The organism is Ruegeria sp. CDSC042 (assembly GCF_059610745.1).
Window position 1 is genome coordinate 26,946 of record NZ_JBXWOF010000014.1, and the last position, 24,506, is coordinate 51,451.

Annotated in this window: 26 protein-coding genes and 1 riboswitch; of the genes, 14 read left to right on the top strand and 12 right to left on the bottom strand. The window is 57.3% G+C overall.

The window, feature by feature from the left end; genetic code table 11:
• Positions 1 to 2: 2 nt before the first annotated feature.
• From aroA to miaB, 9 genes are all read right to left on the bottom strand, one after another.
• Positions 3 to 1,355, bottom strand: coding sequence for a 3-phosphoshikimate 1-carboxyvinyltransferase (gene aroA / locus AC2FHX_RS20090; RefSeq protein WP_281973466.1), 1,353 nt, complete (start codon positions 1,353 to 1,355; stop codon positions 3 to 5).
• A gap of 69 nt (positions 1,356 to 1,424) precedes the next feature.
• A complete protein-coding gene (gene trmB, locus AC2FHX_RS20095; protein ID WP_185956732.1) occupies positions 1,425 to 2,135 on the bottom strand; it encodes a tRNA (guanine(46)-N(7))-methyltransferase TrmB in 711 nt (236 codons plus the stop codon).
• A 129-nt stretch (positions 2,136 to 2,264) separates the two neighbouring features.
• On the bottom strand, positions 2,265 to 3,446 hold the full coding sequence (gene metK, locus AC2FHX_RS20100; protein WP_142639436.1) for a methionine adenosyltransferase: 1,182 nt from the start codon (positions 3,444 to 3,446) through the stop codon (positions 2,265 to 2,267).
• Positions 3,447 to 3,451: 5 nt separating this feature from the next.
• Positions 3,452 to 3,500, bottom strand: a riboswitch (SAM-SAH riboswitch).
• 42 nt (positions 3,501 to 3,542) lie between these two features.
• The gene (gene lnt / locus AC2FHX_RS20105; protein ID WP_496703551.1) at positions 3,543 to 5,039 is read right to left on the bottom strand and encodes an apolipoprotein N-acyltransferase; all 1,497 of its coding nucleotides are present in this window, start codon (positions 5,037 to 5,039) and stop codon (positions 3,543 to 3,545) included.
• Positions 5,036 to 5,923: a hemolysin family protein gene (locus tag AC2FHX_RS20110; RefSeq protein ID WP_142639432.1), complete on the bottom strand. Its 888-nt coding sequence runs from the start codon at positions 5,921 to 5,923 to the stop codon at positions 5,036 to 5,038. The genes lnt and AC2FHX_RS20110 overlap by 4 nt, the downstream gene beginning before the upstream one ends.
• Positions 5,924 to 5,958: 35 nt before the next feature.
• Positions 5,959 to 6,453, bottom strand: coding sequence for an rRNA maturation RNase YbeY (ybeY, locus tag AC2FHX_RS20115; protein ID WP_142639430.1), 495 nt, complete (start codon positions 6,451 to 6,453; stop codon positions 5,959 to 5,961).
• 39 nt (positions 6,454 to 6,492) lie between these two features.
• The gene (locus AC2FHX_RS20120) at positions 6,493 to 7,515 is read right to left on the bottom strand and encodes a PhoH family protein (protein WP_142639428.1); all 1,023 of its coding nucleotides are present in this window, start codon (positions 7,513 to 7,515) and stop codon (positions 6,493 to 6,495) included.
• Positions 7,516 to 7,657: 142 nt separating this feature from the next.
• Positions 7,658 to 8,422, bottom strand: coding sequence for an outer membrane protein (locus AC2FHX_RS20125; RefSeq protein WP_282022276.1), 765 nt, complete (start codon positions 8,420 to 8,422; stop codon positions 7,658 to 7,660).
• A gap of 182 nt (positions 8,423 to 8,604) precedes the next feature.
• Complete coding sequence (miaB, locus tag AC2FHX_RS20130; protein WP_281973461.1) at positions 8,605 to 9,924, bottom strand: tRNA (N6-isopentenyl adenosine(37)-C2)-methylthiotransferase MiaB; 1,320 nt, start codon at positions 9,922 to 9,924, stop codon at positions 8,605 to 8,607.
• A gap of 121 nt (positions 9,925 to 10,045) precedes the next feature.
• Here miaB and AC2FHX_RS20135 point away from each other — a divergent pair, with 121 nt between their 5' ends.
• Positions 10,046 to 10,909: a glycosyltransferase family protein gene (locus AC2FHX_RS20135; RefSeq protein WP_496703578.1), complete on the top strand. Its 864-nt coding sequence runs from the start codon at positions 10,046 to 10,048 to the stop codon at positions 10,907 to 10,909.
• Between the two features lie 5 nt (positions 10,910 to 10,914).
• On the opposite strand, the gene AC2FHX_RS20140 is transcribed toward AC2FHX_RS20135, so the two are convergent.
• The gene (locus tag AC2FHX_RS20140; protein ID WP_496703548.1) at positions 10,915 to 11,712 is read right to left on the bottom strand and encodes a phytanoyl-CoA dioxygenase family protein; all 798 of its coding nucleotides are present in this window, start codon (positions 11,710 to 11,712) and stop codon (positions 10,915 to 10,917) included.
• 86 nt (positions 11,713 to 11,798) lie between these two features.
• Here AC2FHX_RS20140 and AC2FHX_RS20145 point away from each other — a divergent pair, with 86 nt between their 5' ends.
• Positions 11,799 to 12,689: a LysR family transcriptional regulator gene (locus AC2FHX_RS20145; protein WP_496703546.1), complete on the top strand. Its 891-nt coding sequence runs from the start codon at positions 11,799 to 11,801 to the stop codon at positions 12,687 to 12,689.
• A gap of 2 nt (positions 12,690 to 12,691) precedes the next feature.
• Here the strand turns inward: AC2FHX_RS20145 and irrA are convergent, their stop codons facing one another.
• Positions 12,692 to 13,108 carry an iron response transcriptional regulator IrrA gene (gene irrA / locus AC2FHX_RS20150; RefSeq protein ID WP_142639421.1) on the bottom strand — a complete coding sequence of 139 codons (417 nt, stop codon included), beginning with the start codon at positions 13,106 to 13,108 and terminating at the stop codon, positions 12,692 to 12,694.
• Positions 13,109 to 13,295: 187 nt separating this feature from the next.
• On the opposite strand from irrA, the gene fabA reads away from it, so the two are divergent.
• The 4 genes from fabA to AC2FHX_RS20170 are packed head-to-tail and all read left to right on the top strand — an operon-like array spanning position 13,296 to position 16,108.
• The gene (gene fabA / locus AC2FHX_RS20155; RefSeq protein ID WP_142639419.1) at positions 13,296 to 13,805 is read left to right on the top strand and encodes a bifunctional 3-hydroxydecanoyl-ACP dehydratase/trans-2-decenoyl-ACP isomerase; all 510 of its coding nucleotides are present in this window, start codon (positions 13,296 to 13,298) and stop codon (positions 13,803 to 13,805) included.
• A 31-nt stretch (positions 13,806 to 13,836) separates the two neighbouring features.
• Complete coding sequence (gene fabB, locus AC2FHX_RS20160; protein WP_496703544.1) at positions 13,837 to 15,066, top strand: beta-ketoacyl-ACP synthase I; 1,230 nt, start codon at positions 13,837 to 13,839, stop codon at positions 15,064 to 15,066.
• A gap of 5 nt (positions 15,067 to 15,071) precedes the next feature.
• Positions 15,072 to 15,863: an enoyl-ACP reductase FabI gene (locus AC2FHX_RS20165; protein WP_142639415.1), complete on the top strand. Its 792-nt coding sequence runs from the start codon at positions 15,072 to 15,074 to the stop codon at positions 15,861 to 15,863.
• 59 nt (positions 15,864 to 15,922) lie between these two features.
• Positions 15,923 to 16,108 (top strand): hypothetical protein, encoded by a 186-nt coding sequence (locus tag AC2FHX_RS20170; protein ID WP_496692941.1) that lies wholly within the window; start codon positions 15,923 to 15,925, stop codon positions 16,106 to 16,108.
• Between the two features lie 15 nt (positions 16,109 to 16,123).
• Here the strand turns inward: AC2FHX_RS20170 and AC2FHX_RS20175 are convergent, their stop codons facing one another.
• Positions 16,124 to 16,552 (bottom strand): FKBP-type peptidyl-prolyl cis-trans isomerase, encoded by a 429-nt coding sequence (locus AC2FHX_RS20175; RefSeq protein ID WP_142639411.1) that lies wholly within the window; start codon positions 16,550 to 16,552, stop codon positions 16,124 to 16,126.
• 109 nt (positions 16,553 to 16,661) lie between these two features.
• On the opposite strand from AC2FHX_RS20175, the gene AC2FHX_RS20180 reads away from it, so the two are divergent.
• The 8 genes from AC2FHX_RS20180 to AC2FHX_RS20215 all read left to right on the top strand — a co-directional run bounded on the left by AC2FHX_RS20180 (position 16,662) and on the right by AC2FHX_RS20215 (position 24,437).
• Positions 16,662 to 17,348 carry a haloacid dehalogenase type II gene (locus AC2FHX_RS20180; protein WP_496692939.1) on the top strand — a complete coding sequence of 229 codons (687 nt, stop codon included), beginning with the start codon at positions 16,662 to 16,664 and terminating at the stop codon, positions 17,346 to 17,348.
• Complete coding sequence (locus tag AC2FHX_RS20185; RefSeq protein ID WP_496703541.1) at positions 17,348 to 18,175, top strand: alpha/beta fold hydrolase; 828 nt, start codon at positions 17,348 to 17,350, stop codon at positions 18,173 to 18,175. The genes AC2FHX_RS20180 and AC2FHX_RS20185 overlap by 1 nt, the downstream gene beginning before the upstream one ends.
• On the top strand, positions 18,172 to 19,146 hold the full coding sequence (locus AC2FHX_RS20190) for a threonine ammonia-lyase (protein ID WP_282022271.1): 975 nt from the start codon (positions 18,172 to 18,174) through the stop codon (positions 19,144 to 19,146). The genes AC2FHX_RS20185 and AC2FHX_RS20190 overlap by 4 nt, the downstream gene beginning before the upstream one ends.
• 57 nt (positions 19,147 to 19,203) lie before the next feature.
• Positions 19,204 to 19,992 (top strand): 3-oxoadipate enol-lactonase, encoded by a 789-nt coding sequence (gene pcaD / locus AC2FHX_RS20195; protein WP_496692936.1) that lies wholly within the window; start codon positions 19,204 to 19,206, stop codon positions 19,990 to 19,992.
• A gap of 12 nt (positions 19,993 to 20,004) precedes the next feature.
• Positions 20,005 to 20,730, top strand: a complete 726-nt coding sequence (locus AC2FHX_RS20200; RefSeq protein ID WP_496703538.1) for an alpha/beta fold hydrolase — start codon at positions 20,005 to 20,007, stop codon at positions 20,728 to 20,730.
• A gap of 73 nt (positions 20,731 to 20,803) precedes the next feature.
• On the top strand, positions 20,804 to 22,003 hold the full coding sequence (locus tag AC2FHX_RS20205) for a TCR/Tet family MFS transporter (protein ID WP_496703537.1): 1,200 nt from the start codon (positions 20,804 to 20,806) through the stop codon (positions 22,001 to 22,003).
• A gap of 82 nt (positions 22,004 to 22,085) precedes the next feature.
• The gene (locus AC2FHX_RS20210) at positions 22,086 to 23,180 is read left to right on the top strand and encodes a zinc-binding dehydrogenase (protein WP_496703576.1); all 1,095 of its coding nucleotides are present in this window, start codon (positions 22,086 to 22,088) and stop codon (positions 23,178 to 23,180) included.
• A 24-nt stretch (positions 23,181 to 23,204) separates the two neighbouring features.
• Positions 23,205 to 24,437, top strand: coding sequence for a mandelate racemase/muconate lactonizing enzyme family protein (locus AC2FHX_RS20215; RefSeq protein ID WP_496703535.1), 1,233 nt, complete (start codon positions 23,205 to 23,207; stop codon positions 24,435 to 24,437).
• Positions 24,438 to 24,506 lie beyond the last annotated feature (69 nt).

Consider the following 24,506-nt stretch of genomic DNA (forward strand, 5'->3'; position numbering starts at 1 on the left):
ATTTACCGGTTGTTTCGCTGCAGCCGCGCACCAAGGCCAGCCATCAACGGTTCGAAGATCGGGAAAGACGTTGCGATCGGGCCGCCATCGTCGACCCCGACCGGATTTTTCGCCCCCATACCCATAACCATAAAGGACATCGCGATCCGGTGATCCAGAAAGCTCTCACAGGTGCCGCCACCGGGAACATTGCCAATTCCCAAACCATCCACAGACCACCAATCATCGCCCTCATCGACGGTGACGCCATTAACGCGCAGGCCGCGGGCCATCGCATCAATACGGTCGCTTTCCTTGACGCGCAGCTCTTTCACGCCGCCCATCATCGTGGTGCCCGTGGCATTTGCCGCGACCACAGACAGAACCGGGTATTCGTCAATCATCGAGGCCGCCCGTTCCGGAGGAACCGAGATTCCTTTCATATCGGGGGAATACCGGGCACGTAGATCGGCAACCGGTTCACCACCCTCTTCGCGCTCATTTTCATAGGTCAAGTCAGCACCCATCTCACGCAGAGTGGTAAACAGACCCGCGCGGGTCGGGTTCAGGCCGATGCCCGGAACCAGAACATCGGATCCGGGCGTGATCAGCGCAGCACAGACCGGAAAGGCCGCACTTGAGGGGTCGCGCGGAACGGCAATGACCTGCGGCTTCAGTTCGGGGCGACCGGTCAGGGTGATCACCCGCCCCTCATCGGTATCCTCGACTGTGATTTCGGCACCAAACCCAGCCAGCATCCGCTCGGAATGGTCGCGGGTCGCTTCGGCCTCAATCACCACGGTTTTGCCCGGAGCATTCAGCCCCGCCAGCAAAACGGCAGATTTCACCTGCGCGGAGGGAACGGGAACCACGTACCGTACCGGAACAGGCTCTGCCGCGCCCACAATCGTCATCGGCAGGCGCCCACCGGAGCGGCCCACCGATTGCGTGCCAAACAGCGCCAAAGGATCGGTCACCCGCGCCATAGGGCGCTTGTTCAGGCTGGCATCGCCAGTGAATGTCGCCGAAATCGGACAGGTCGCCATCGCGCCCATGATCAACCGAACGCCGGTGCCCGAGTTGCCACAGTCGATGACCTGATCAGGTTCGGCAAAACCGCCGACGCCCACACCATGGACCGACCATTCGCCGCCTCCGTGATCCGTCACCTCGGCGCCAAGGGCCCGCATCGCCTTTGCGGTGTCCAGAACGTCCTCGCCCTCCAACAGCCCAGTGATCCGGGTCTCACCCACGGCCATCGCGCCCAGGATCAGCGACCGGTGCGAGATCGACTTGTCGCCGGGCACCTCGGCCGTACCGGTCAGCGGACCGCAAGGATGCGAGGTCATCGGGATGGGCGTGCCGTGTCCGGACATGGGGGCTCCTGTTTTCGCTATCAGTTCCCAAGCCGATTAGCGAATTGGAGGCGCTTGGTCCAGCCGCAATCAGTCGTTGCGGCGGAAGGTCAGGTAATGCGGTGTCCGCCCTTCGCGCAGGGCCTTCTGCTCATAACGCGTGGAAATCCAGTCTTCCCAAGGCTCACGCCAATCGGTGGGGCGTTCCGCCAACCATTCGAAACCAGCGCCCGGCACCTCTTCCAACGTTTGGCGGACATAGTCGGGAATATCTGTTGCAACGCGAAAGATCGCGCCCGGTTTCAACGACCGCGCCAACGGCTCCAGATGCTCTGGGGTCACGAACCGACGGCGGTGATGCCGGGTTTTGGGCCAGGGATCGGGGTACAGAAGAAAGGCGCGTGATATGCTGGCTTCGGGCAAGACATCAAAAAGATCGCGCGCATCGCCGGGATGCACCGCCAGATTCTCGACCCCAGCCTTGCGAATCTTACCCAACAGCATGGCGACACCGTTGATATAGGGTTCTGCCCCAATGATACCGATATCGGGATTGCTGGCCGCCTGATGCACCAGATGCTCGCCGCCGCCAAAGCCGATCTCAAGCCAGACATCCTTGCCACCGAACAGGGCCTTCAGATCCAGCGGACTGCGTTCAGGATTGCTTTCCCAGTCCACAGCACCCGGAGACAGCGCATCGAGGTCTTCGCTTAGATACGTCTTTTGGCTTTGCTTCAGGGTCTTGCCTTTGAAGCGGCCATAAAAGTTTCTGCGGGGGCGTTGGGGGGTCTGGGTGCTCATGGCGGTGCCCATACTGCGGGGACGGCTCAGAGGCAAGGGGCGGCGGCAGAGCAGAATAGCCGCCGCCTCTCATCCATTTCCCAAGAAATAGGCGCGCCCGCAAGGGCGCACCAATTGATAACAGTCAGATCAAACCGCCGCTTTCAACGCGTCTGCTAGATCTGTGCGCTCCCAGCTGAAACCTCCATCCGCTTCCGGCTGGCGGCCAAAATGGCCATAGGCTGCTGTGCGCTGATAGATCGGCTTGTTCAGCTCCAGATGCTGACGGATGCCGCGTGGGGTCAGGTCCATCACCTGGCCGACGGCTTTTTCAATCCGATCATCCGCGATCTGCCCCGTGCCATGCGTATCCGCATAGATCGACAGAGGCCGGGAAACGCCAATGGCATAGCTCAGCTGGATCGTGCAACGCTCGGCCATTCCCGCGGCTACGACATTCTTGGCCAGATAGCGCGCGGCATAAGCCGCCGAACGGTCCACCTTGGTCGGGTCTTTACCCGAAAACGCTCCGCCACCATGAGGCGCTGCACCGCCATAAGTGTCCACGATGATCTTACGACCGGTCAGACCCGCATCGCCATCCGGACCGCCAATGACGAACTTGCCGGTGGGGTTCACGTGCCAATCGGTCTGATCGGTCAGCCAACCCTCGGGCAGAGTTTCGGTGATATACGGCTCAACAATGGCGCGAATATCGGCCGAGCTCAGCGTCTCATCCAGATGCTGGGTCGACAGAACGATCGAGCTGACGCCAACCGGCTTGCCATCCTGGTAGATCACTGACAGCTGCGATTTCGCATCCGGGCCCAGCGCAGGCTCGGTCCCGTTCTTGCGCACCTCGGCCAGACGGCGCAGGATTGCGTGGGAATACTGGATCGGCGCAGGCATAAGCGCGGGTGTCTCGGTGGTGGCATAGCCGAACATGATGCCCTGATCACCAGCACCTTCGTCCTTGTCACCCGACGCATCTACGCCCTGCGCAATATGTGCAGATTGCTCATGCAGCAGGTTCGTAACTTCTACCGTCTCGTGGTGGAACTTATCCTGCTCATAGCCGATATCCTTGATACAGGCACGGGCGATCTCGTCGATGCGGCCCATATAGTCATGCAGCTTGTCCTGATCAGACAGCCCCACTTCGCCGCCGATCACCACGCGATCCGTTGTCGCAAAGGTCTCGCACGCAACGCGTGCCTCGGGTTCTTCGTTCAGAAATGCGTCTAGTACGGCGTCGGAAATACGGTCACAAACCTTATCCGGATGCCCTTCGGAAACGGATTCCGAAGTAAAGGTATAGTTCTGTCGGGACATACAAGTGCTCCATTAAGATTACCCCGTCACGCCAGGAAGCCGTTGTGATGGGCACAAGAGGGGATAAGCCCCCCGAAACTGAGGGTCAATGCGAAATCATAGGTTTCGCCGCCGCAGCCGGTACCATAACAGGCTAAACAGCACCAATAACACGGCAAAGACAGGATTATCCCCCATTCGGGAATAAGCCGTCGGAGAATGAGGCGCCGGAAGTCCGGCATCAATATAGCCCGCCTGCCCAAGCGGCAGGGCCTCGGTGATCCGGCCCAGCGGGTCAATCATGGCGGAGACGCCGGTATTGGCCGAACGCATCATGGGCAGCCCCTGCTCGATGGCGCGCATCTGTGCCTGAGCCAGGTGCTGATACGGTCCCGAGCGCGTTCCGAACCACGCATCATTGGTGATTTGCAGAAGGAAATCAGCGCGCCCCGGCGCGGATAGGACATCTTGGGTAAACACAGCTTCGTAGCAGATCAACGGCAGCGCTTTACCCAATGGGCCTGCATCCAGCAGCGCCGCCCCCGACCCGGCGCTGAACCCATGTCCGGTGGTTGCAGCCATGCCATAGATCCCGAACCGCGCCATCACGTCGCCAAACGGAACATATTCGCCAAAAGGCGCCAGATGATGTTTGTCGTACAGCCCCTGCTGAGCCCCATCCACATCAAGGTAGATCATCGAGTTGTAGATACGCGGCCCGTCGCCTCGTTGAATTCCCAGAACAACCGGCGTGCCTTGCGCCGCCTCGGCGATGGCATCCAGATACGGCTGCGCGCTGCCCAGCCAGGCGGGAACCGAGGTTTCAGGCCAAACGATCAGGTCAGGCTGTGGTTCGGCGGCAGTAAACTCGATCTGACGTGCGAAGAACAGAGGTGCAAACTCTGGATCCCATTTCTGATGTTGCAAAGCATTGGGCTGAACCAAGCGAACGATATGTCCCGTTTCGACCACAGCGGGCCGCGTCCCCGCATAGCCCAAAGCCAATGCGACCGATGCCACACTGATGCCCAAGGGCACGAATACTCTGGAACGCAGCGCCAAAGCCGCCCCTAGTGGCAGAGTCGCCACCAAGGTCAGCGCCCCAAGCCCGTAAGGCCCAAAAAGTGACAGTAGCTGCGCAATAGGGGTCTCGACCCAGACCTGCGCCAGCCCGGCCCAGGGGAACCCGGTCAGAACATAACCCCGGGCACATTCCGCCAACGAGATTGCCAAGGCGAGAAACAACGCCTGTGAAACCCCGCGCGCGCCGGGCCTGCGAGCAACCCAGAATGCCAGCGCCCAGAACAGCGCCAAACCACCAGCCATGAAGACCAAAGCAAACGGAGCCATCCAAGCGTGACGATCGGCGTCCACCAGAAACGGCTCGACAATCCAGCTGAGTGCATGGGCGAAATACCCGGTCCCAAACGCCCAACCGATCCACGCCGCACGCGCACGTGTCTCGGTGCTCTGAAATATCGGTGCGACCAACACCAACGCCAATACAGAAGCCACCCAATACCCAAAGGGAGCCAGACCAAATGCAGCCAGCCCTCCCAACAAACCAGAAAGGACAAATCTAAGCCAAATGGGCCAAGCCCGTATCAGGTTCATGCAACGATATCCGGCAGCATGACACGCAGCCGTTTGATGCGCCGCGGATCCGCATCAATCACCTCAAATTCAGGCCCTTCCGGATGCAGAACAACCTCTCCTCGTGCTGGAACCCGTCCGGACAACATGAAGACCAACCCGCCAAGCGTGTCGATCTCTTCCTCATCGACATCCTCGTGGCTGGTTAGGGATCGCCCGATCTCGGCTTCGAAATCTTCAAGGGGTATCCGCGCCTGCACCACATAACATCCAGGTTTTTCCTGAACCCAAAGTTGGCTTTCATCCGCGTCATGTTCGTCCGCGATCTCACCAACAACCTGTTCGATCAGGTCTTCGATCGTCAGCAACCCGTCGACACCACCATATTCGTCGATCACCAATGCCATGTGGCGGCGCTCGGTTTGCATTTTGGTCATCAGCACACCGATCGGCATCGATGGCGGCACGAACAGCAATGTCCGCAACATCGACACCAGATCAAACTCAGTCGAGCCGCCGTTGAACCCGTGCGTCAAAGCGAAATCTTTCAGGTGGATAAAGCCCAAAGGCGTATCCAGCGTTCCTTCATATACAGGTATCCTGGACAGACCGCTTTCCCGGAAAACCTGGGCCAGCTCATCTTTGGATATCGTCGACGGTACTGACACGATCTCGACCGTGGGAATCGCCACATCCTCGACCCGCATCCGGCGCAGGTTAATCATGCCGCGAGGTTGAGCCGGATCGACCTCTTGCCCATTGACCTCAGAAGCCGAGTCTTCACTCTGCGTTGAGAACGCATCCACTATTCGAGAGAAAAGTCCTGGTCTCTCAGTGACATTTTCGTTGCCGTCCTTCGGTTGCGCGCCCTGCGCCGCCATAGAACTGCCGTCTGTTTCGCCCATTTTCCCATTCCAAATGATAAGCCGAAAGGCTCGCTCTAAGCATTATATGGGTCATCAATACCCAGTTTGCCAAGTATCTCCACCTCAACACCCTCCATCAGCGTGGCGTCGAGATCACGAATGTGATCATAACCCAGCAAATGCAACAGGCCGTGAACGATCAGATGTGTGACATGATCATCCATGTTTTTCCCTGCCTCCGCCGCCTCGCGAGCACAAGTATCATAAGAAATCGCGATATCGCCCAGAGCAATTTCCCCTGAGAAATCGGGTTCAGGGAGTATCGGAGTCTGCCCGGCGGAATCCGCAGCCAAATCTTCGGCTGGCCAGCTAAGCACATTGGTCGGTGACGCCTTTTCGCGGAATTCCGTGTTCAACTGGGCGATCCGTGCATCGTCGCATCCCAGCAGGCTAACCTCACACTGGTCCGCATCAAGATCGCAATGATCCAAAACCGCCCTTGTGGCGCGCTCTGCCAAAAATTCGAGCCCGTCCCAGCGCGGGTCTTCAACCGATAGTTCCAGGTTCATGCCACCATGTCCAAAATCCCGATACCGGGACCCAGAAGATCAACCCGTTTCACGGCCCGTATCGGCCTCATACGCTTCGATGATCGCGGCGACAAGTGGGTGCCGGACAACATCCTTGGAGGTGAAATAGTTGAAGCTGATATTTGGTATCGTGCTCAACAGCCGTTCTGCATCCGCCAATCCCGACTGAACTCCGCGCGGCAGGTCAACCTGTGACCGGTCGCCTGTTATGACCATGCGGCTGCCTTCGCCCAAACGGGTCAGGAACATTTTCATCTGCATGGTCGTGGCGTTCTGCGCCTCATCCAGCACAACGAAGGCGTTCGCGAGCGTACGGCCACGCATGAACGCCAGAGGTGCAATCTCGATGCGCTTTTCCTCGATCAGCTTGGCCAGTTGTTTCCCGGGCAAAAAATCATTCAGCGCATCATAGAGCGGCTGCATATAGGGATCGACCTTGTCCTTCATGTCGCCAGGTAGATATCCCAGCTTTTCGCCCGCTTCGACGGCGGGACGACTGAGGATGATGCGGTCGACATGCCCGCCGATAAACATCGATACGCCAACGGCCACGGCCAGATAGGTCTTACCTGTGCCCGCCGGACCTATGCCAAAGGCCAGCTCATTGTTGAACAAGGACTGAACATAGACCTTTTGGGCGTCAGTACGCGGCTCGACCAGCTTTTTGCGGGTTTTGATCTCAACCGAACCACCCTTGAACATCTCAAGCTGATCGCCATCCCGGCTGCCGGTTCCTGTCTCCGACCCGCCCATGCGAAGTTCGCGGTCTACATCCGCTGCTTCTACGTCACGACCACCTTCCAGGCGGGTATACAGCGCTTGCAGAACTTCGATCGCCTGTTTTTGGGATTCGTCGTCACCCATGACAACCAGTTGGTTGCCACGGCGCACGATCTGCACGGTCAGCTTCTGTTCGATTTCGGTCAGGTTGCGGTCATATTCGCCGCAAAGATCTATCAATAACCGATTGTCTGGAAATTCAACAAACGCTTCCCGCTGGGGCGTTTCATTTTGCGGTGGGTTCAGGGCACCAATGGCCAATCCGCTCTCCTGTCTGGGCGTTTCACCCCAAGCGTAGACAACATTTCTTGGTGGGCGCAAGCCAGAGATTCAAATTTTCCGTACAGAATGGTAAAACCGCCGATCAAGTTGGAGGCACCGCGAACGTTCCATACAGGCAAACCTAGAACTGATAGTTCAGGCCAAACCGCAAACCACGGTAACGGGGCGTCGATTTGGTCGTAAACCCGTTGTCAAATTCGACGGTTTCAGAATCGAACCGGACGTATTCATATTCCCCAGTGATCGACCAGTTCTCATTCAGTTTGTGCTCGGCGCCAATGCTGGCCGAGAACCCTTTTCGACTGTCTTTATCCTGAAAGGACTGGGTTGTTGCCCCGGATGTAATCGAACTGGTCGTGGTTATATCGCCATGCACGTAACCAACGGAAATAAAGTATAACACTCTGCCACTTGGGTTTGTCAGACCGTTCCGAAAGCGAATTGAGATGACATCCGAAATCTCTGAACCGCCATTGACGACCGAGGTTCCGATCTGCGTCGACACTTCATCGTCCAGAGATCCGAAATCATAGCCCAACTCGACCCCATAGACGTAGTCACGCCCGCCTTTTGCGGGCAGGAGACCGCGCCAACCGCCCCGAATACCACCGTAACTGCCGGTGAGGTCCAATTCGCCGACAGCAAACGTATCTGTAGGCGTCGTCAGGCCAAAGCGGTCCGAGCCGCTGGTCGAATAGCCGGCTGTCAAGCCCAGATAGAAGGCGCTAACATCGCTGCCATAACGTGCTGACGATATTACCGGCGGTTCAGATAAATCCGGATCCAGATTCCCTGCGGCAGCGGAATTGAGTACCAGAAACAACGCGGCCATTGCGGGAAGGGCAACCCTGATATTAGACCCTGCACTAAATCTCAAATTTTTCACTCGCACCCTCCGTCATCCCGATCCGACACCAGGATCAGCACTGATATGCCGTTTCAGGAGGCGTTAGCCTAGGCCCCGAAAAAACCTGACTTTTCTCGGAACATAATTCCAAGTGATAAATCAAGGGTAAATCTTGGAAACAAATACCAGCGATGGTATCCGCATCACAGATAAAGGACGGGTCAGAGCAACTGCCCCGCCAGAGAATTCGCACCTGATCCGATGATCAAAACGTCCCGCAACGCGCCGATTTCCACATCCGCATCAGAGACGTGAACCGAATGAAGATATTCAGATTTTCCCACCATCTGTCCCGGCAACCGGCCGGTTTTTTCGAACAGGACGCGGACTTTGCGTCCAACCATGGCATCCTGAATTTCGCGTTGATGACGCGTGATCAATCCCTGCAGCCGCTGTAGGCGGTCATCCGCCACCCCAGGATCAACCTGAGACCGCTCGGCTGCGGGCGTTCCCGGGCGCGTCGAATACTTGAACGAATAGGCATAGCCGTATTTGACTTGCTCGACCAAATCCATGGTGGCCTGAAAATCTTCGTCGGTTTCTTCAGGGAACCCAACGATGAAATCACCAGACATGACAATATCCGGACGCGCAGCGCGGATACGCTCAATCAGACGCAAATAGCTTTCGGCTGTGTGACTGCGGTTCATCCGCTTCAGAATGCGATCCGAACCCGACTGGACCGGTAAATGAAGATAGGGCATCAGTTTTTCGCAGGTGCCGTGCGCCTCGATCAGGTCGTCGGCCATGTCGTTCGGGTGCGACGTGGTAAAGCGGATGCGCTCTAGCCCGTCGACCTTGTTCAACTCCCAAATCAGTCCCGCCAGCGTCATGTCGCCGTTCGGCCCAGCCCCGTGATAGGCGTTGACGTTCTGACCCAGCAGAGTGATCTCGCGCACGCCACGTTCGACCAGATCCTGTGCCTCGCGGATGATACGGTCCACCGGACGGCTGACTTCGGCGCCTCGGGTATAGGGCACGACACAAAAGGCACAGAATTTATCGCAGCCTTCCTGAACGGTCAGAAAAGCGGTGGGGCCACGTTTGGCTTTGGGACGATTCTTGAGCTTTTCGAACTTGTCCTCTTCGGGGAAATCCGTGTCCAGTGCCTTGGCGCCTTCGCGCGTCTTGGCTTCCATCTCAGGCAGACGGTGATAGCTTTGCGGGCCAACCACCAGATCGACCAGGGGCTGACGGCGCATGATTTCTTCGCCCTCGGCCTGCGCGACGCAGCCCGCGACCCCGATCTTGAGATCGGGTTTTTCGGCTTTCAACCCTTTGAAACGCCCCAGCTCGGAATAGACCTTTTCGGCTGCTTTTTCCCGGATGTGACAGGTGTTCAGCAGAATCATATCCGCGTCATCCGGGCTCTGGGTTTCGACATAGCCCTGCCCCCCCAGGGTCTCGGCCATACGCTCGCTGTCATAGACGTTCATCTGGCAACCATAGGTCTTGATGTACAGCTTTTTGGGTTCTGACATGGGGTTGGGCCTTTGCGTTCGCGGGATCGGCGTCATCTATACCCAACGAACGCCGCTTGCAATGCCAGCGCGATTACCCGATTTTGGCCGAAAACTCCAGTTGGACGGGGCCGGACAGGCAATGCAGTACGACAGTCTCACTTCTTTCCTTCAATCCGGCAAGGCCGCGTTGGCCAAAGGTCCGGTTGCGATGATCTTCGTCGAAGACGATGTCGAGATCGACGGTACCATCCGGCACCATCTGAACCTTGGCTTCAAGTCACTGATCGTGTTCATGCCCGAAGCCTTTACGCTGGATCCTGAACTGACCGAGCGTATCCACAGAGTGACACTGACCTGCGCACCGAGAACCGTCGTCTTTGACACGGTTAATCAGGTCATCCAGGCCGCTCCTGACCTTTGGATGTATTACTGCTATAACGCTGAATACCTGTTCTTCCCCTTCTGCGAATCGCGCACGATCGGAGAGTTACTGGCCTTTCACACCGAAGAACGCAGAAACGCCATGCTGACCCATGTAATCGACCTGTATGCTGATGACCTGGGCGCCTTTCCAAACGGGGTTGCCCCTGACCAAGCCATGCTGGACAGCACCGGGTATTACGCACATGCCCGACACAATGCCGAAGGACACCCGCTGGAAAGACAGCTGGACATATCCGGCGGTTTGCGCTGGCGGTTCGAAGATCACATCCCCTATGAACGCCGCCGCATCGACAGAATCGGGCTGTTCAAATCGCGAAATGATCTGTTGTTACTGCCCGACCACACGTTCAATGAGCCCGAGTACAACACCTATTCTTGCCCCTGGCACCACAATCTGACGGCGGCGATCTGCTCCTTCCGCGCAGCCAAGGCGCTTAAAAGCAACGCGGGGTCGACCTTCGACATCCCCAGTTTCCGCTGGCGCAACTCGGCTCGGTTCCAGTGGTCATCCCAGCAGCTGTTGGAACTGGGGCTCATCGAATCGGGGCAGTGGTTCTAGGCAGCTCAGCGTCGCAGCAGAACCGGGAACCAATCTTCCCGCAAACGCTGCCCGGGCTGCATGTCGTGGCCCGGAAACGGAGGCGAAGTGCGCCCCGGACGTTCCACATATCGCGCATCCTCCCCAACCAACCGCAAGGAAAAAGCACGGCGGCGGCTGTCAGACTGATTTCCACGCGCGCCATGCAGCGTACGGTAGTTGAAGGCAACCGCGTCACCGGGTTCCATTTCGAATTCAACCACCCTCATACCTTCGGCATCGGGGTCGGGAATGGGGATGTACTGGCCTTCATCCGCGAAAAACCCTTCTTCCGAGACCCAGCGCGTGGGCAGAACCTCTTTCTCCCATCTATGTGAACCCGCCACACAACGAAGGGTGGCCTGTGTCACTGGGTCCAATGGCGACCAGAAACTGATCGTCTGATTACCCTCGACGAAATAGTATGGCCCATCCTGGTGCCACGGCGTTGCCATCGACGTGCCTGGTTCTTTCACCAGAACATGGTCATGGAACATCTGTACGGTTTGCGACTGCATCAAATCCGCTGCGACCTCGGCTGCTGGTGAATTGTGGATCACGTTCTGGAACTGTTCGATACGCGACCAGTTGCAGTAATCATCAAAGAACAGACCGGTTTCGCCCTGTTTTTGGTTGTCCGACGCATATGGTCCAGGTTCAGCCATATTGGCCGCGATGCCGTCACGCAGCGTATCCACGTAGTCGGCAAACAAACCTTTGATCAGAACCACGCCGTCCTGTTGGTATGTGTCAATCATCTCTTGCGTAACCAGGGGGTGAGCCATCTGTGCCTCCGTTCGAATTTAACCTGAATTTGCTCATGAAATTTTCATCTATTCAAATAATATCTTTGAAATGTATAGTTAACCTTATGTTATACGTTACCCTACGCCAATATGAATATGTCTGCGCCATCGGACGGCATGGCAGCCTGTCTGCTGCAGCGTTGCATCTAAATGTTTCGCAGCCAGCTCTGTCGAATGCGCTAACCCGGGTCGAAGACCAGTTGGGCTATCCGCTGTTTATCCGAAAGCGCGGAGCGGCCATGGCGCTGACACCGCAGGGACGCAGCTTTATTGAAAACGCCGAGGCCCTGCTGACACGTGCCGCACGTTTGGAAAATTCTGGAACAGACGGGACCGCAACCACGCGCCTGCGTCTGGGCTGTTTCGACGACCTCGCGCCTTTCCTGCTGGCAAAAGCTCTGCATAGCCTGCGACAGAACATGCCCGAAGTTGATATCACGTATCGCGTAGACGAATTTCAGGGCCTGATTTCCGGCCTCGTCAATGGTGAGATCGACCTTGCGCTGACCTATGGTCTAACGCTGGATGCCGCCTTTTCCACCACCACCTTGTTCACCAACCGACCCATCGCAGTCATGTCAGAAGGCCATCCGCTAGCACATCATGCACAGGTGTCATTGCACGATATCGTGGCCCACCCGCTGATCCTGTCGAACGAGGGGCTCTCTGCGCAGCATTTCCTTGGTCTGTTCCGTCAACTCGGACAGAACCCAACTGTCGCACATCGGGCCGCGTCGCCCGAGATCCAACGCAGCCTCGCGGCGCATGGCGAAGGCGTTGCCATCAGCTATGCCAACATTCCTGCCAAGACCAGCTATGACGGGATGCCGTTGGTCAGCATACCTGTGTCAGATGAAATCGCAGCAGAACCCGTTGTTGTGGCACGGCATGGAACAGGCCCTATGGATCCGCATAGCGAAAAGGCACAGCACATCCTGACCGGAATGATGACTTAAGTTTACTTTTTACGCAGACGGATCACAACGTCGACTGACGCGATCTCAACCCCTTCAGGCGCGTCGGGCAGTCGCTGGATGACCAGCTGTTCGGACGGAGCATCGCTGAGCCGGCCCTCATCTTCCCAATAGAAATGCGGATGATCATGCGTGTTGGTGTCGAAATAGCTTTTCGATCCGTCAACGGTAATTTCTTGCAGAACCCCGGCATCGCAAAAGGCGCGCAACGTGTTGTAAACCGTCGCCAGAGAAACAGCATCTCCGTTCTGTTTGGCCGATTCAAACAGGCTTTCGGCGGTGACGTGGCGATGGCGGCCATCACCGACCAGCAGCTCTGCCAATGCTACGCGCTGACGCGTCGGACGTAATCCGGCGTGAACCAACCAACCTGTGGCTATGCTCTGGCAATCTGCTGTCATCAGTCCAATACCAATTTGTTGCTGAGGTATATATAAGTGCTGTAGTCAGGTAATTTCAAATGAATTTCATTCGCAGAGAATAATGTAAACACAACATGATGTAGGCCACTGCTCTTGCAGGACCTTGCATACGGGTGCTAGACGAGACCAAATTAGATGGAAAGACCCCTGGCAGGAGAGGCGCAGAATGGCCCAATTCCCAAGCAGCTTTGACAAGGACGATCTGCTGAAATGCGCCCGCGGCGAACTATTCGGCCCCGGGAACGCACAGTTGCCCGCCCCGCCGATGTTGATGATGGATCGGATCACCGAGATTTCGGCCGATGGTGGCGCCCATGGCAAAGGTCATATTCTTGCTGAATTCGACATTACGCCCGACCTTTGGTTCTTTGATTGCCATTTCCCCGGCAACCCGATCATGCCCGGCTGCTTGGGCCTGGACGGTTTGTGGCAGCTGACCGGATTCAACCTGGGCTGGCGCGGCTGGCAAGGGCGCGGCATGGCCGTTGGAGTGGGCGAAGTCAAGCTGACAGGTATGGTACGCCCGGACCGCAAGATGCTGACCTATAAAATCGACTTCAAGAAAGCGATCCAGACCCGCCGCCTGACTATGGGTGTCGCAGATGGTATCGTCGAAGCCGACGGTGAGATGATTTACGATGTCAAGGACATGAAAGTAGTTCTGTCCGAAGCCTGAGCCTGACCGGCCCCAAACAAGGAGCACGCACATGCGTCGAGTAGTTGTCACCGGCTTGGGAGTTGTCTCTTCCATCGGGAACAATGCCGAAGAGGTTCTGACCTCACTCAAGGCCGGCAAGTCCGGCATCGTGGCCAATGACCAGATGGTCGAACATGGCTTTCGCAGCCAGATCGCCGGGTCGCTCAAAATCGACGTTAGCGAACATGTGGACAAGCGCACCCTGCGCTTTATGGGTCCCGGAGCGGCCTATGCGCATATCGCAATGAGCCAGGCGATTGCCGATTCCGGTCTGTCCGAAGACCAGGTTGCCAACCCACGTACCGGCCTTGTCGCCGGATCGGGCGGACCGTCGACCAGCGCCATGCTGACCGCACATCAGACCGTTCTGAAAAACGGGGCAACCAAGCGAATCGGTCCGTTTGCAGTTCCTAAATGCATGTGCTCAACCATTTCGGCCAACCTTGCGACCGCCTTCAAGATCAAGGGCATCAATTACTCGATCACTTCGGCCTGTTCGACCTCGTTGCATTGCATCGGCAATGCCGCAGAACAGATCATGATGGGCAAACAAGATGTAATGTTCGCGGGCGGCGGGGAAGAGCTGGACTGGACCTTGTCCTGTCTGTTCGATGCAATGGGTGCGATGTCGTCGAAATACAACGATGCGCCCGAAAAAGCTTCTCGTGCATTCGACCAAGACCGCGACGGGTTCGTGATATCCGGCGGAGGCGGTATTGTCGTGCTGGAAGATCTGGAACACGCATTGGCACGCGGCGCCAAAATCTATGCTGAAGTGACGGGTTTTGCAGCAACCTCCGACGGTCACGACATGGTAGCCCCCTCTGGCGAAGGTGGCGAACGCGCCATGCGTCTGGCGCTGGATACCCTGCCCGAAGGCCGCAAGGTCGACTACATCAATGCCCATGGCACCTCGACCCCGGTCGGAGATGTCGGCGAAGTCGAAGCTGTGCGCCGTATTTTTGGCGAGGGTAGCGTGCCGCCGATTTCCTCGACCAAGTCGATGACAGGCCACGCACAAGGTGCGGCTGGCGCGCTGGAGGCTATTTTCTGCCTTTTGATGCTGGAACATGATTTTATAACGCCGTCGATCAACGTCGACACGCTTGCCGAGGGCATCCAGCCCGGAGAAATTGCAACTCAGCTAGTTGAAAATGCAGGTTTGGACAGCGTCATGACCAACAGCTTCGGCTTTGGTGGGACGAACGGGTCCATGGTTCTTTCAAAGTATAACGGGTGAATGGAATGTCAGATCTAATGAAAGGCAAACGCGGCCTCGTTATGGGCGTGGCGAATGACCGTTCGATCGCATGGGGCATCGCAAAGGCCATGCACGAAGCGGGCGCCGAATTGGCATTCACCTATCAGGGCGAGGCATTCGGAAAGCGGCTGGAACCGTTGGCGCAGAGCCTTGGCAGCGATTTCATGGTCGATGCGGACGTCACCGATGACGAGTCGTTAGATCGCGCTTTTGACGAGCTTGCCCAGCGCTGGCCCACCATAGATTTTGTTGTCCACGCCGTCGCCTATTCTGACAAATCCGAGCTCACAGGCCGGTTCCTGGACACCAGCCGGGCGAATTTCAAGAATTCGATGGATATTTCGGCCTATTCGCTGATCGAAGTGGCCCGCCGCGCCTATCCGATGATGAAAGAAAACGGCGGTACGATCCTGACGCTGACCTATCAGGGGTCTAACCGGGTTGTGCCCAACTACAACGTAATGGGTGTGGCCAAAGCTGCGCTGGAATCAGCGACCCGTTATCTGGCCAACGATCTTGGACCTGACGGAATCCGGGTGAACGCAATCTCTCCGGGTCCGATGAAAACACTGGCCGGTGCGGCCATCGGTGGGGCCCGCAAGACCTTCAAGTTCTGCGACCAGAACGCTCCAATGCGCAGCAATGCCACGCTTGAGGCTGTCGGCGGCACCGCGGTTTATCTGGCTTCGGATGCGGGGGCATGCACCTCGGGCGAAGTTATTCGTGTTGATGGTGGCTTCCACGTTCTGGGAATGCCTCAACCGGACCATATGTGACCATTTCTTTCCCTGTCAGTGCCAAGATTTGACCATCTTTCGCAGGCAGGGATAGTTGCATGAACAAAGCAGAGCAAATCATCGCCAGCAGCAAGCGGGTTTCCCGCCAAAAACCGGGTTTTCTGGGGTTTAAGGGCCGCGTCGTCTTGATGACCCTAACAATGCTGCTGATGCTGTTTGTATTCTTCACTCAGCCGCATGTACGCGAGATCTTTGCATCATGGACCAGCCTGTTTTCAGGCTGATCCAGATCACGAAACTCAATTCACCGAAACCACTTCGATTTCGAAAATCAGGTCCCTTCCGGCCAGAGGATGGTTCGCGTCTAGCGTGACGGTCACCTCATCAGCCTCGACAACAGTTACCGGCAATGCGTGCCCTTCGGGCGTTTGCATCTGCAACTGGGTGCCGGGTTCAAGCGGGATGTCGTCCGGAATACCTTCGCGTGGAATGCTCTGACGCATTTCGGGATTGATCGGCCCATAAGCATCAACGCAGGCGATCTCGACACGTTTTTTGTCCCCGGCCACCAGACCAGGCATTGCACTGTCCAATCCGGGAATAATCTGCCCGGACCCCACCTCGAATTCCAGTGGATCGCGCCCTTGTGAACTGTCAAAGACATTCCCGTCCTGCAACGTACCGGTATAGTGGATGCGAACTGTGTCGCCCTGTTTTATCGCTGTCATTTTGGCCTCCGGCCGATAAAAAATTGAGCGGTCAAACCTAGGCAATGAAGCAACATTGTAAACCCTTAGCACTTTTGCAAACCTGCACCGAATGAACGGAGGGGAATTGATGCCGATCACAACCTGCATTTTTGATGCATACGGCACGTTGTTCGATGTGGCCGCAGCCGCAAGGCAAGCTGCATCAGAACCCGGCTTTGAGGCGTTACAGCAGAAATGGCCGGATCTGGCCAATCACTGGCGCCTGAAACAGTTGCAATACACCTGGCTGCGTGCGGTGGCCGATGCACATGCAGATTTCTGGGACGTCACGCAAGACGGTCTGGATTGGGCACTAGAGGCAACGGGGCTGGACCAGCACCCGGCCCTACGCCAGCGCCTGCTTGATCTCTACTGGGAATTGCAGGCCTATCCCGAGGTTCCCGAAATGCTGGCCACCCTGAAGGCCGGCGGGATGCAGACTGCGATCTTGTCGAACGGATCACCGCCGATGCTGGATGGTGCGGTTCAATCCGCAGGTATAAGCGGCGTTCTGGATGATATTCTGTCGGTCGAAAGCGTCGGCGTCTTCAAACCGCATGCCAAGGTTTATGATCTGGTCGCGCAGAGGTTCGGCTGCGAGCGCGACGAAGTCTTGTTCGTCAGCTCAAATGGCTGGGACGCAGCGGGGGCCAGTGGCTATGGTTTCGTCACCGCCTGGGTCAACCGAGCGAACGAACCAATGGATCGGTTGCCATGGCAGCCAACGCATGTACTGTCCGACCTGACATCCATTCCGGAACTTGCAGGACTCTGATGCCATTTTTTTCGACCAACGACGGCAAACGCCTCTATTTCAAAGACACCGGCAGCGGCAGGCCGGTCCTGTGTCTGGCAGGCCTTACCCGAAACAGCCGGGATTTCTCATTTCTTGCCCCGCACATGACCGATTGGCGGATGATCGCGATGGATTATCGCGGGCGCGGGCAATCCGAGCATGACTCGGATCACGGGAACTATAGCCTGTTACGCGAATCTCAGGACGTGATCGATCTGCTGGATCATCTTGGCCTGGAACAGGTGACCGTGATTGGGACCTCACGTGGAGGCCTGATCGCGATGACCTTGGCCACCACCCACCCAAAGCGGCTGGCGGCTGTTGTGCTCAATGATGTTGGTCCGGTCTTTAACCCATCGGGCATCGCCAAAATAATGGAATATGTCGGCAAGCAACCGGTCTCGAAAACCTATGACGAGGCCGCGCAGGCGCTTCAGCACATGATGGGCCCGCAGTTTCCAGGGATTTCGCTGGAAAGATGGCGGCAGATGGCTGAATTTCAAAATCATGAAACGACAGAGGGTTTGACCCTGCGCTATGATCCGGCCCTGCGCACAGCGCTGCTGGAACAGGCCGCAGCCGGGGCAATCCCGGATATGTGGATGTTCTTCGAGGCCCTGCACGACATCCCAACGGGTGTCATTCGCGGTGAAAATTCCGATCTTCTGAGCGCGCAGACATTGGCCGAGATGCAGAACCGGCATCCGGGGTTGATCTCGGCTACCGTTCCCGATCGCGGACACGTGCCGTTTCTGGACGAACCTCAATCATTGGGCGTTATTCGCAAAGTACTGGACGCGGCATGAGCACACTTGAAATGATCGAAGCCGCAGCCCTGCGTCTGCAAGGGCACGTCAGAGAAACACCAATCCTGACCTCTCCGTTTTTGGATGAAATCGCGGGACGCCGCGTGTTGGTAAAACCGGAATGCCTGCAGCACACCGGCAGTTTCAAGTTTCGCGGGGCGTGGTCGGCCATTTCGGGCCTCAGTGAAGCAGACCGAAAGAAAGGTGTGATCGCCTATTCCTCGGGCAATCATGCTCAGGGCGTGGCTTATGCCGCCGCACAGCATGGTATTTCGGCTGTTATCATCATGCCCTCGGATGCCCCAAAGCTCAAAATCGACAACACGCGCGCGCTGGAGGCCGAGGTGGTTCTGTACGACCGCGCCAATGAAAGCCGCGAAGAGATCGGCGAAGCCCTGGCATCCGAGCGCGGCCTGACCTTGATCCGCCCCTATGATGAGCCGCTGGTGATCGCCGGACAAGGCACAACCGGGCTGGAAATCGCGCGCCAGGCGGCTGTGCTGGGCGTCGAACAGGCTGATGTGCTGGTCTGTTGCGGCGGCGGGGGGCTGACCTCGGGTATTGCGCTTGCGCTAGAGGGGCACGCACCCGGTCTGCGCGCCCGCCCCTGCGAGCCCGAAGGGTTTGACGACGTCAAACGCTCGTTGGCACTGGGACGAATACAGAACAACGCGGCCACATCTGGCAATATCTGCGACGCCATTCTGACCCCGCAACCCGGCGACATCACCTTTCCGATCCTGCAACGGCTGTGCGGTCCCGGCCTGTCTGTGACCGAAGAAGAGGCGATGCGCGCCATGGCTTTGGCCTTTCTGCGCCTGAAGATCGTGCTGGAACCGGGCGGTGCGGTTTCCCTGGCCGCAGCGCTGTTTCGCAGGTCCGAAATTCAAGGAGACGCCGTTATCATTGTCGCATCGGGTGGCAATGCGGACCCGGACGTTTTTGCCAAAGCTATGGAGTTCCTGACCTGACAACCGCCGTCGGTTCCGGCAGCGTGTCAGTTCAGCATGCAAAGACTGAGGATTTTTATGCAGATAGCTGACCTTGGGGATGTACAGCTTCATTACCGGATCGACGGCGACCCACAAGGCGCGCCGATCGTGTTCGCGAACTCGCTGGGCACTGATCTGCGCCTGTGGGACGCGATGCTGCCATACCTGCCTGATGGGCTGCGAGTCATTCGATATGACAAACGCGGGCATGGCCTGTCCTCGGCGCCTCAGGCGCCCTATTCGATGGGGGCGCTGATCCGCGATGCCGAAGGCCTTCTGGATCACCTAAAGGTCCGAGATTGCGTTTTTGTCGGTCTGTCCATCGGCGGGATGATCGCGCAGGGTCTGGCCGTCAAACGCCTGGATTTGATTCGCGGGCTGGTTCTGTCAAATACAGCGGCCAAAATAGCCACCCCGGCGATTTGGGCGGACCGTATAGAAGCCGTCCGGATCGGCGGCATCGAAATGTTAGCCGACTCAACTATGGAGCGCTGGTTCTCGCGGGCTTTCCACGCGTCGCCCCAGCACCTGCTATGGCGCAACATGATGGTGCGGCAACCTGTTGAAGGTTATCTGGGATGTTGCGCCGCCATTTCCGGAACCGATTTTTACACGCCGACAAGTGGCCTGCGTTTGCCGACTTTGGGCATTGCGGGCAGCGAGGATGGCTCTACCCCGCCGGATCTAGTAAAAGAAACCATTGATCTTATTCCCGGTGCCCGTTTCGAATTGATACGCAAAGCGGGCCATCTGCCCTGCGTCGAACAACCCATTGAATACGCGGCGCTACTAAAAGACTTTTTGACTGGCATCGGTCATATCTGAAGGAGCATTGCTTTGGCGGATTTTCTGTTGGTCCATGGCTCATGCCATGGTGCCTGGTGTTGGAGAGATTTGATCCCAGCACTTGAAACACGCGGCCATTCGGTCCGCGCAATTGATATGCCCAGCCACGGATCTGACCCGACGTCGATCGACCAGGTGACCCTGGACAGTTGCCGGAACACCGTTCTGGCTGCGAGCAGATCGGATACGATCATCGTCGGCCATTCTTGGGGGGGATACCCCATTAGTGCCGCCGCCGAATTGAGACCGGATGCGATGCGCGGACTTGTTTTCCTGTCCGCCTACGTCCCCGAGAACGGATTGTCGATGGTCGAGATGCGCCGGAAATCACCGCGGCAAACAATAGTTGATGCCGTCGAAAAATCGACTGACGGGCTGTCCTATACGGTCAAACCCGATAGCGTGAAGGCCTTGTTTTACCACGACTGCCCGGAAGAGGTCCTGCTTTATGCGCTGGCTCGGCTTTGCCCGCAGGCCATTGCACCTCAGGAGGCACGGCTTACCCTGACAACACATTTTCAGGATATGCCCAAAGCATATATCCGAACACTCGACGACCATACCATCCCGCCTGAATACCAGCACATCATGAGCCTCAGCATGCCCGAGGGAATGCGCCATTCCATCCAAAGCTCTCATTCGCCATTCTTTTCGCACCCTGAAGAACTGGCTGATCTATTGGACGACATCGCGCAGGGCTTTGATACTCTTGACTGATCTGCGAAATCTTGCGGCTTTCCTCTGAACCTGACCCCCGATAGGGTGCCCGAAACTTTCTTTGTCGGTTCCCATGCGCTTACCTTTCCTGTTTGTTCTTGCCACTGTCATGATTGATGCAATGGGGATTGGCCTTGTGCTGCCCATTATGCCCGAGCTCATTATTGATGTTCAGGGTGGTACACTGGCCAGCGCGGCGATCTGGGGCGGCGTCCTAAGCACCGCTTTTGCAGCGATGCAATTTATCTTTGGACCGATCCTGGGCAACCTGTCTGACGCTTTCGGGCGCAGGGGGGTATTGTTGGTATCTCTGTTTGTTATGTCGTTGGACTATGTGGTCATGGCGCTTGCTGGCAGTATCTGGCTATTACTTGCCGGTCGGATCGTCGGCGGGATCACAGCCGCAACTCATTCCACCGCCGCGGCGTTCATGGCGGATGTGTCGAAACCCCACGAAAAAGCTGCGAATTTCGGTCTGTTAGGGGCGGCATTCGGGGTTGGCTTTGTCCTGGGTCCGGTCATCGGCGGATTGCTCAGCGAATATGGAACCCGTGCGCCCTTCTGGGCTGCCGCAGCGCTTTCGGCGATAACATTCGGCGTCGGTTTGATAGTGATGCCTGAAACGGTGAGCGATAAAAACCGGCGCCCGTTCAGCCTGCGCCGCGCTAACCCCTTGAATTCACTGCGTGCCATCGCGGCGCTGCCGGGGATCCGTCCGATGTTGTGGGTCTATTTCCTCTATTCTGTCTCAATCTATGTCTATCCGGCCATTTGGGCCTATTTCACCGCCGAGCGTTTTGGATGGTCACCCCAGATGATTGGTGTGTCGCTGGGTCTTTACGGAATTGGAATGGCCGCGGTTCAGGGCGGATTGATACGCCCCGCCACACGTTATCTCGGCGAACGCGTAACAATCCTTCTCGGGATGGTGTTCGAGATTGTCAGCTTTTTGCTTCTGGCTTTTCTGACCAATGGAATAATCGCGCTGATGCTGATCCCGATCACGGCTATCGGCGCAGTCGCAACCCCGGCAATCCAGGCTCTGGCCTCGCGCGCAACACCAGATTCGCAACAAGGAGAGCTTCAGGGCGTGCTAACTTCACTGCACGCGCTTTCCATGGTGATTTCCCCTTTGGTCATGAGCAGCGTATTTGCCTGGTTCGCAAAGCCCGGCACCGCCATCTATTTTCCCGGCGCGCCGTTTCTTCTGGCCATGTGCCTTATGATTGTCGGCCTTATCCTCTTTTACAGATCTCGCCCCATTTCTGCATAACAACGACATGACGATGACGGTTTCGGCCTTGCAGGTCATTCCGAACCGCGCCACCGTGATTAAAACCGAATACGAGGACATCATGCAATCCATCAAGGCGGCCGTATGTCGGGCATTCGACAAACCCCTGGTCATAGAAGACGTGCTGATCGCCCCGCCCGCCGCCGGCGAAGTCGAGGTCACCCTAGATGCGGTTGCGATCTGCCATTCCGACATTTCTTTCGCCAGCGGCGCCTGGGGTGGATTCCTGCCCGCTGTATATGGCCATGAGGCCGCGGGTGTGATCACCGCAACGGGCGGCATGACCGAAGGGTTCGAGGTTGGCGATTCCGTCGTGGTGACGCTGATCCGTGCATGCGGTTCCTGCCCCTCCTGCGCGGGTGGCAAGCCAACCTTATGTGAAACACCCCACGACACTGTAAAAGGTCCGTTGCGCACCGCTGACGGGGGCCCGCTGGAGCAAGCAATGGCGTGCGGGGCTTTTGCCGAAAAAGTCGTGGTCAGCCACCGGCAGATCGTGAAAATTCCCGAGGCCCTGCCAAAGGATGTGGCCAGCCTGCTGTCTTGCGGGGTGATCACCGGTGTGGGCGCTGCCGTGAATGCCGCCGGTCTGCGCCCGGGTCAGGATGTCGTCGTGATCGGGGCCGGAGGCGTTGGCCTGAACGCCATACAAGGCGCACGGATTGCGGGTGCCCGGCGTATCGTTGCGGTCGACATGACCGAGGACAAACTGGCCATTGCAAAGGAATTTGGTGCAACCCACGGCGTTCTGGCCACTTTGGACGCACCATGGAAGGCAGCTTACCGCGCACTTGGCGGTCGAGGGGCCGATGCCGTGCTGATCACAGTCGGTGCAATCCCGGCCTATGACCAGGCCGTTCGCTATCTTGGCCGAGGCGGTAAGGCCATCATGATCGGGATGCCCCATTCCGGCGACATGGCAAGCTATGAACCTGTTGTCCTGGCCGCACTTGGTCAGGGGCTGATCGGGTCAAAGATGGGGGATGTGGTGATCCAACGTGATATTCCCTGGATGATCGACCTCTATGAACAGGGGCGGCTGAGGCTGGATGAACTGATCTCGGGCCGCTGGCCCTTGTCGCAAATCAACGAGGCGATTGCGGATACCAAAACCGGATCGGCCAAACGAAACGTCATCATGTTTGACAGGGCCTAAGCAGCCCCGGCTGGAGTATATCCTATGAAACTGCAGGATCTCGATATCATTGTCACGGCCCCCCCTGCTCCGGGTTGGGGTGGCCGGTACTGGATACTGGTAAAGGTTACCACCGACACAGGCGTCACCGGTTGGGGCGAATGCTATGCCTCATCCATTGGACCTGAAGCTATGTGTCACGTAATCCGGGATGTCTTTGAACGGCATATGCTCGGCGAGAACCCCGAGAATATCGAGCTTATGTTCCGCCGCGTCTATTCCAGCGGCTTTACCCAGCGCCCCGATCTGACCGTAATGGGTGCGTTTTCAGGGCTGGAAATCGCGTGTTGGGACATTCTGGGTAAAGATCGCGACCGTCCGGTTTATGCGCTTTTGGGTGGGCTGGTTAATCAACGCATCCGGGCCTACACCTACCTTTACCCCCTGCCCCGGCATGACCTGGCCGACTTTTGGACTTCGCCCGACCAGGCCGCGGAATGTGCAGCTGAAATGGTGAGCCGAGGCTTCACGGCAGTAAAATTTGATCCCGCTGGTCCCTACACGATCCGTGGCGGGCATATGCCTGCTATGTCCGACATCTCGATGTCAGTTGCCTTTTGCAAAGCGATCCGTGAAGCGGTCGGCGACAGGGCCGACCTGTTGTTTGGCACCCACGGTCAGTTCAACACCGCAGGCGCAATCCGGCTGGGTCAGGCGCTGGAACCCTATTCACCGCTTTGGTTCGAAGAACCTACCCCACCTGACATGATCGAAGACATGGCCCGCGTCGCTCGCAACGTGCGAATACCCGTGGCAACCGGCGAACGCATGACCACCAAAGCCGAATTCGGTGCAGTTTTGCGCGCAGGTGCTGCAGAAATCCTGCAACCCGCCCTTGGGCGTGCAGGTGGGATATGGGAGATGAAGAAAGTCGCAGCCATGGCCGAGATATTCAACGCCCAGATGGCTCCGCATCTCTATGCTGGTCCAGTTGAATGGGCCGCCAATATCCATCTGGCAGCCTCAATCCCAAATCTGCTGTTGCTGGAAACCATTGATACGCCGTATCACGACGCTTTGATCAAAGGTTCACTGCGCGTTGAAAATGGCTTTGTCGTGGCACCGAATGCGCCAGGGTTGGGGATCGAAGTGGACGAAGATCTGGCCCGCTCACACCCCTATACCGGCGATGGGTTGCACCTTCAGATGCAGGAAGAACCTTGCGACTATGCCAACGGCAACGCCTTTCAGGGCGGTGCCCCTGCTGCAAAGGGGTGACAAGTACTGAAATTCTGAGTCATATTGCGCCAAAGCCAAGTTTGGAACCTATACGCGCGTGACAGTTCA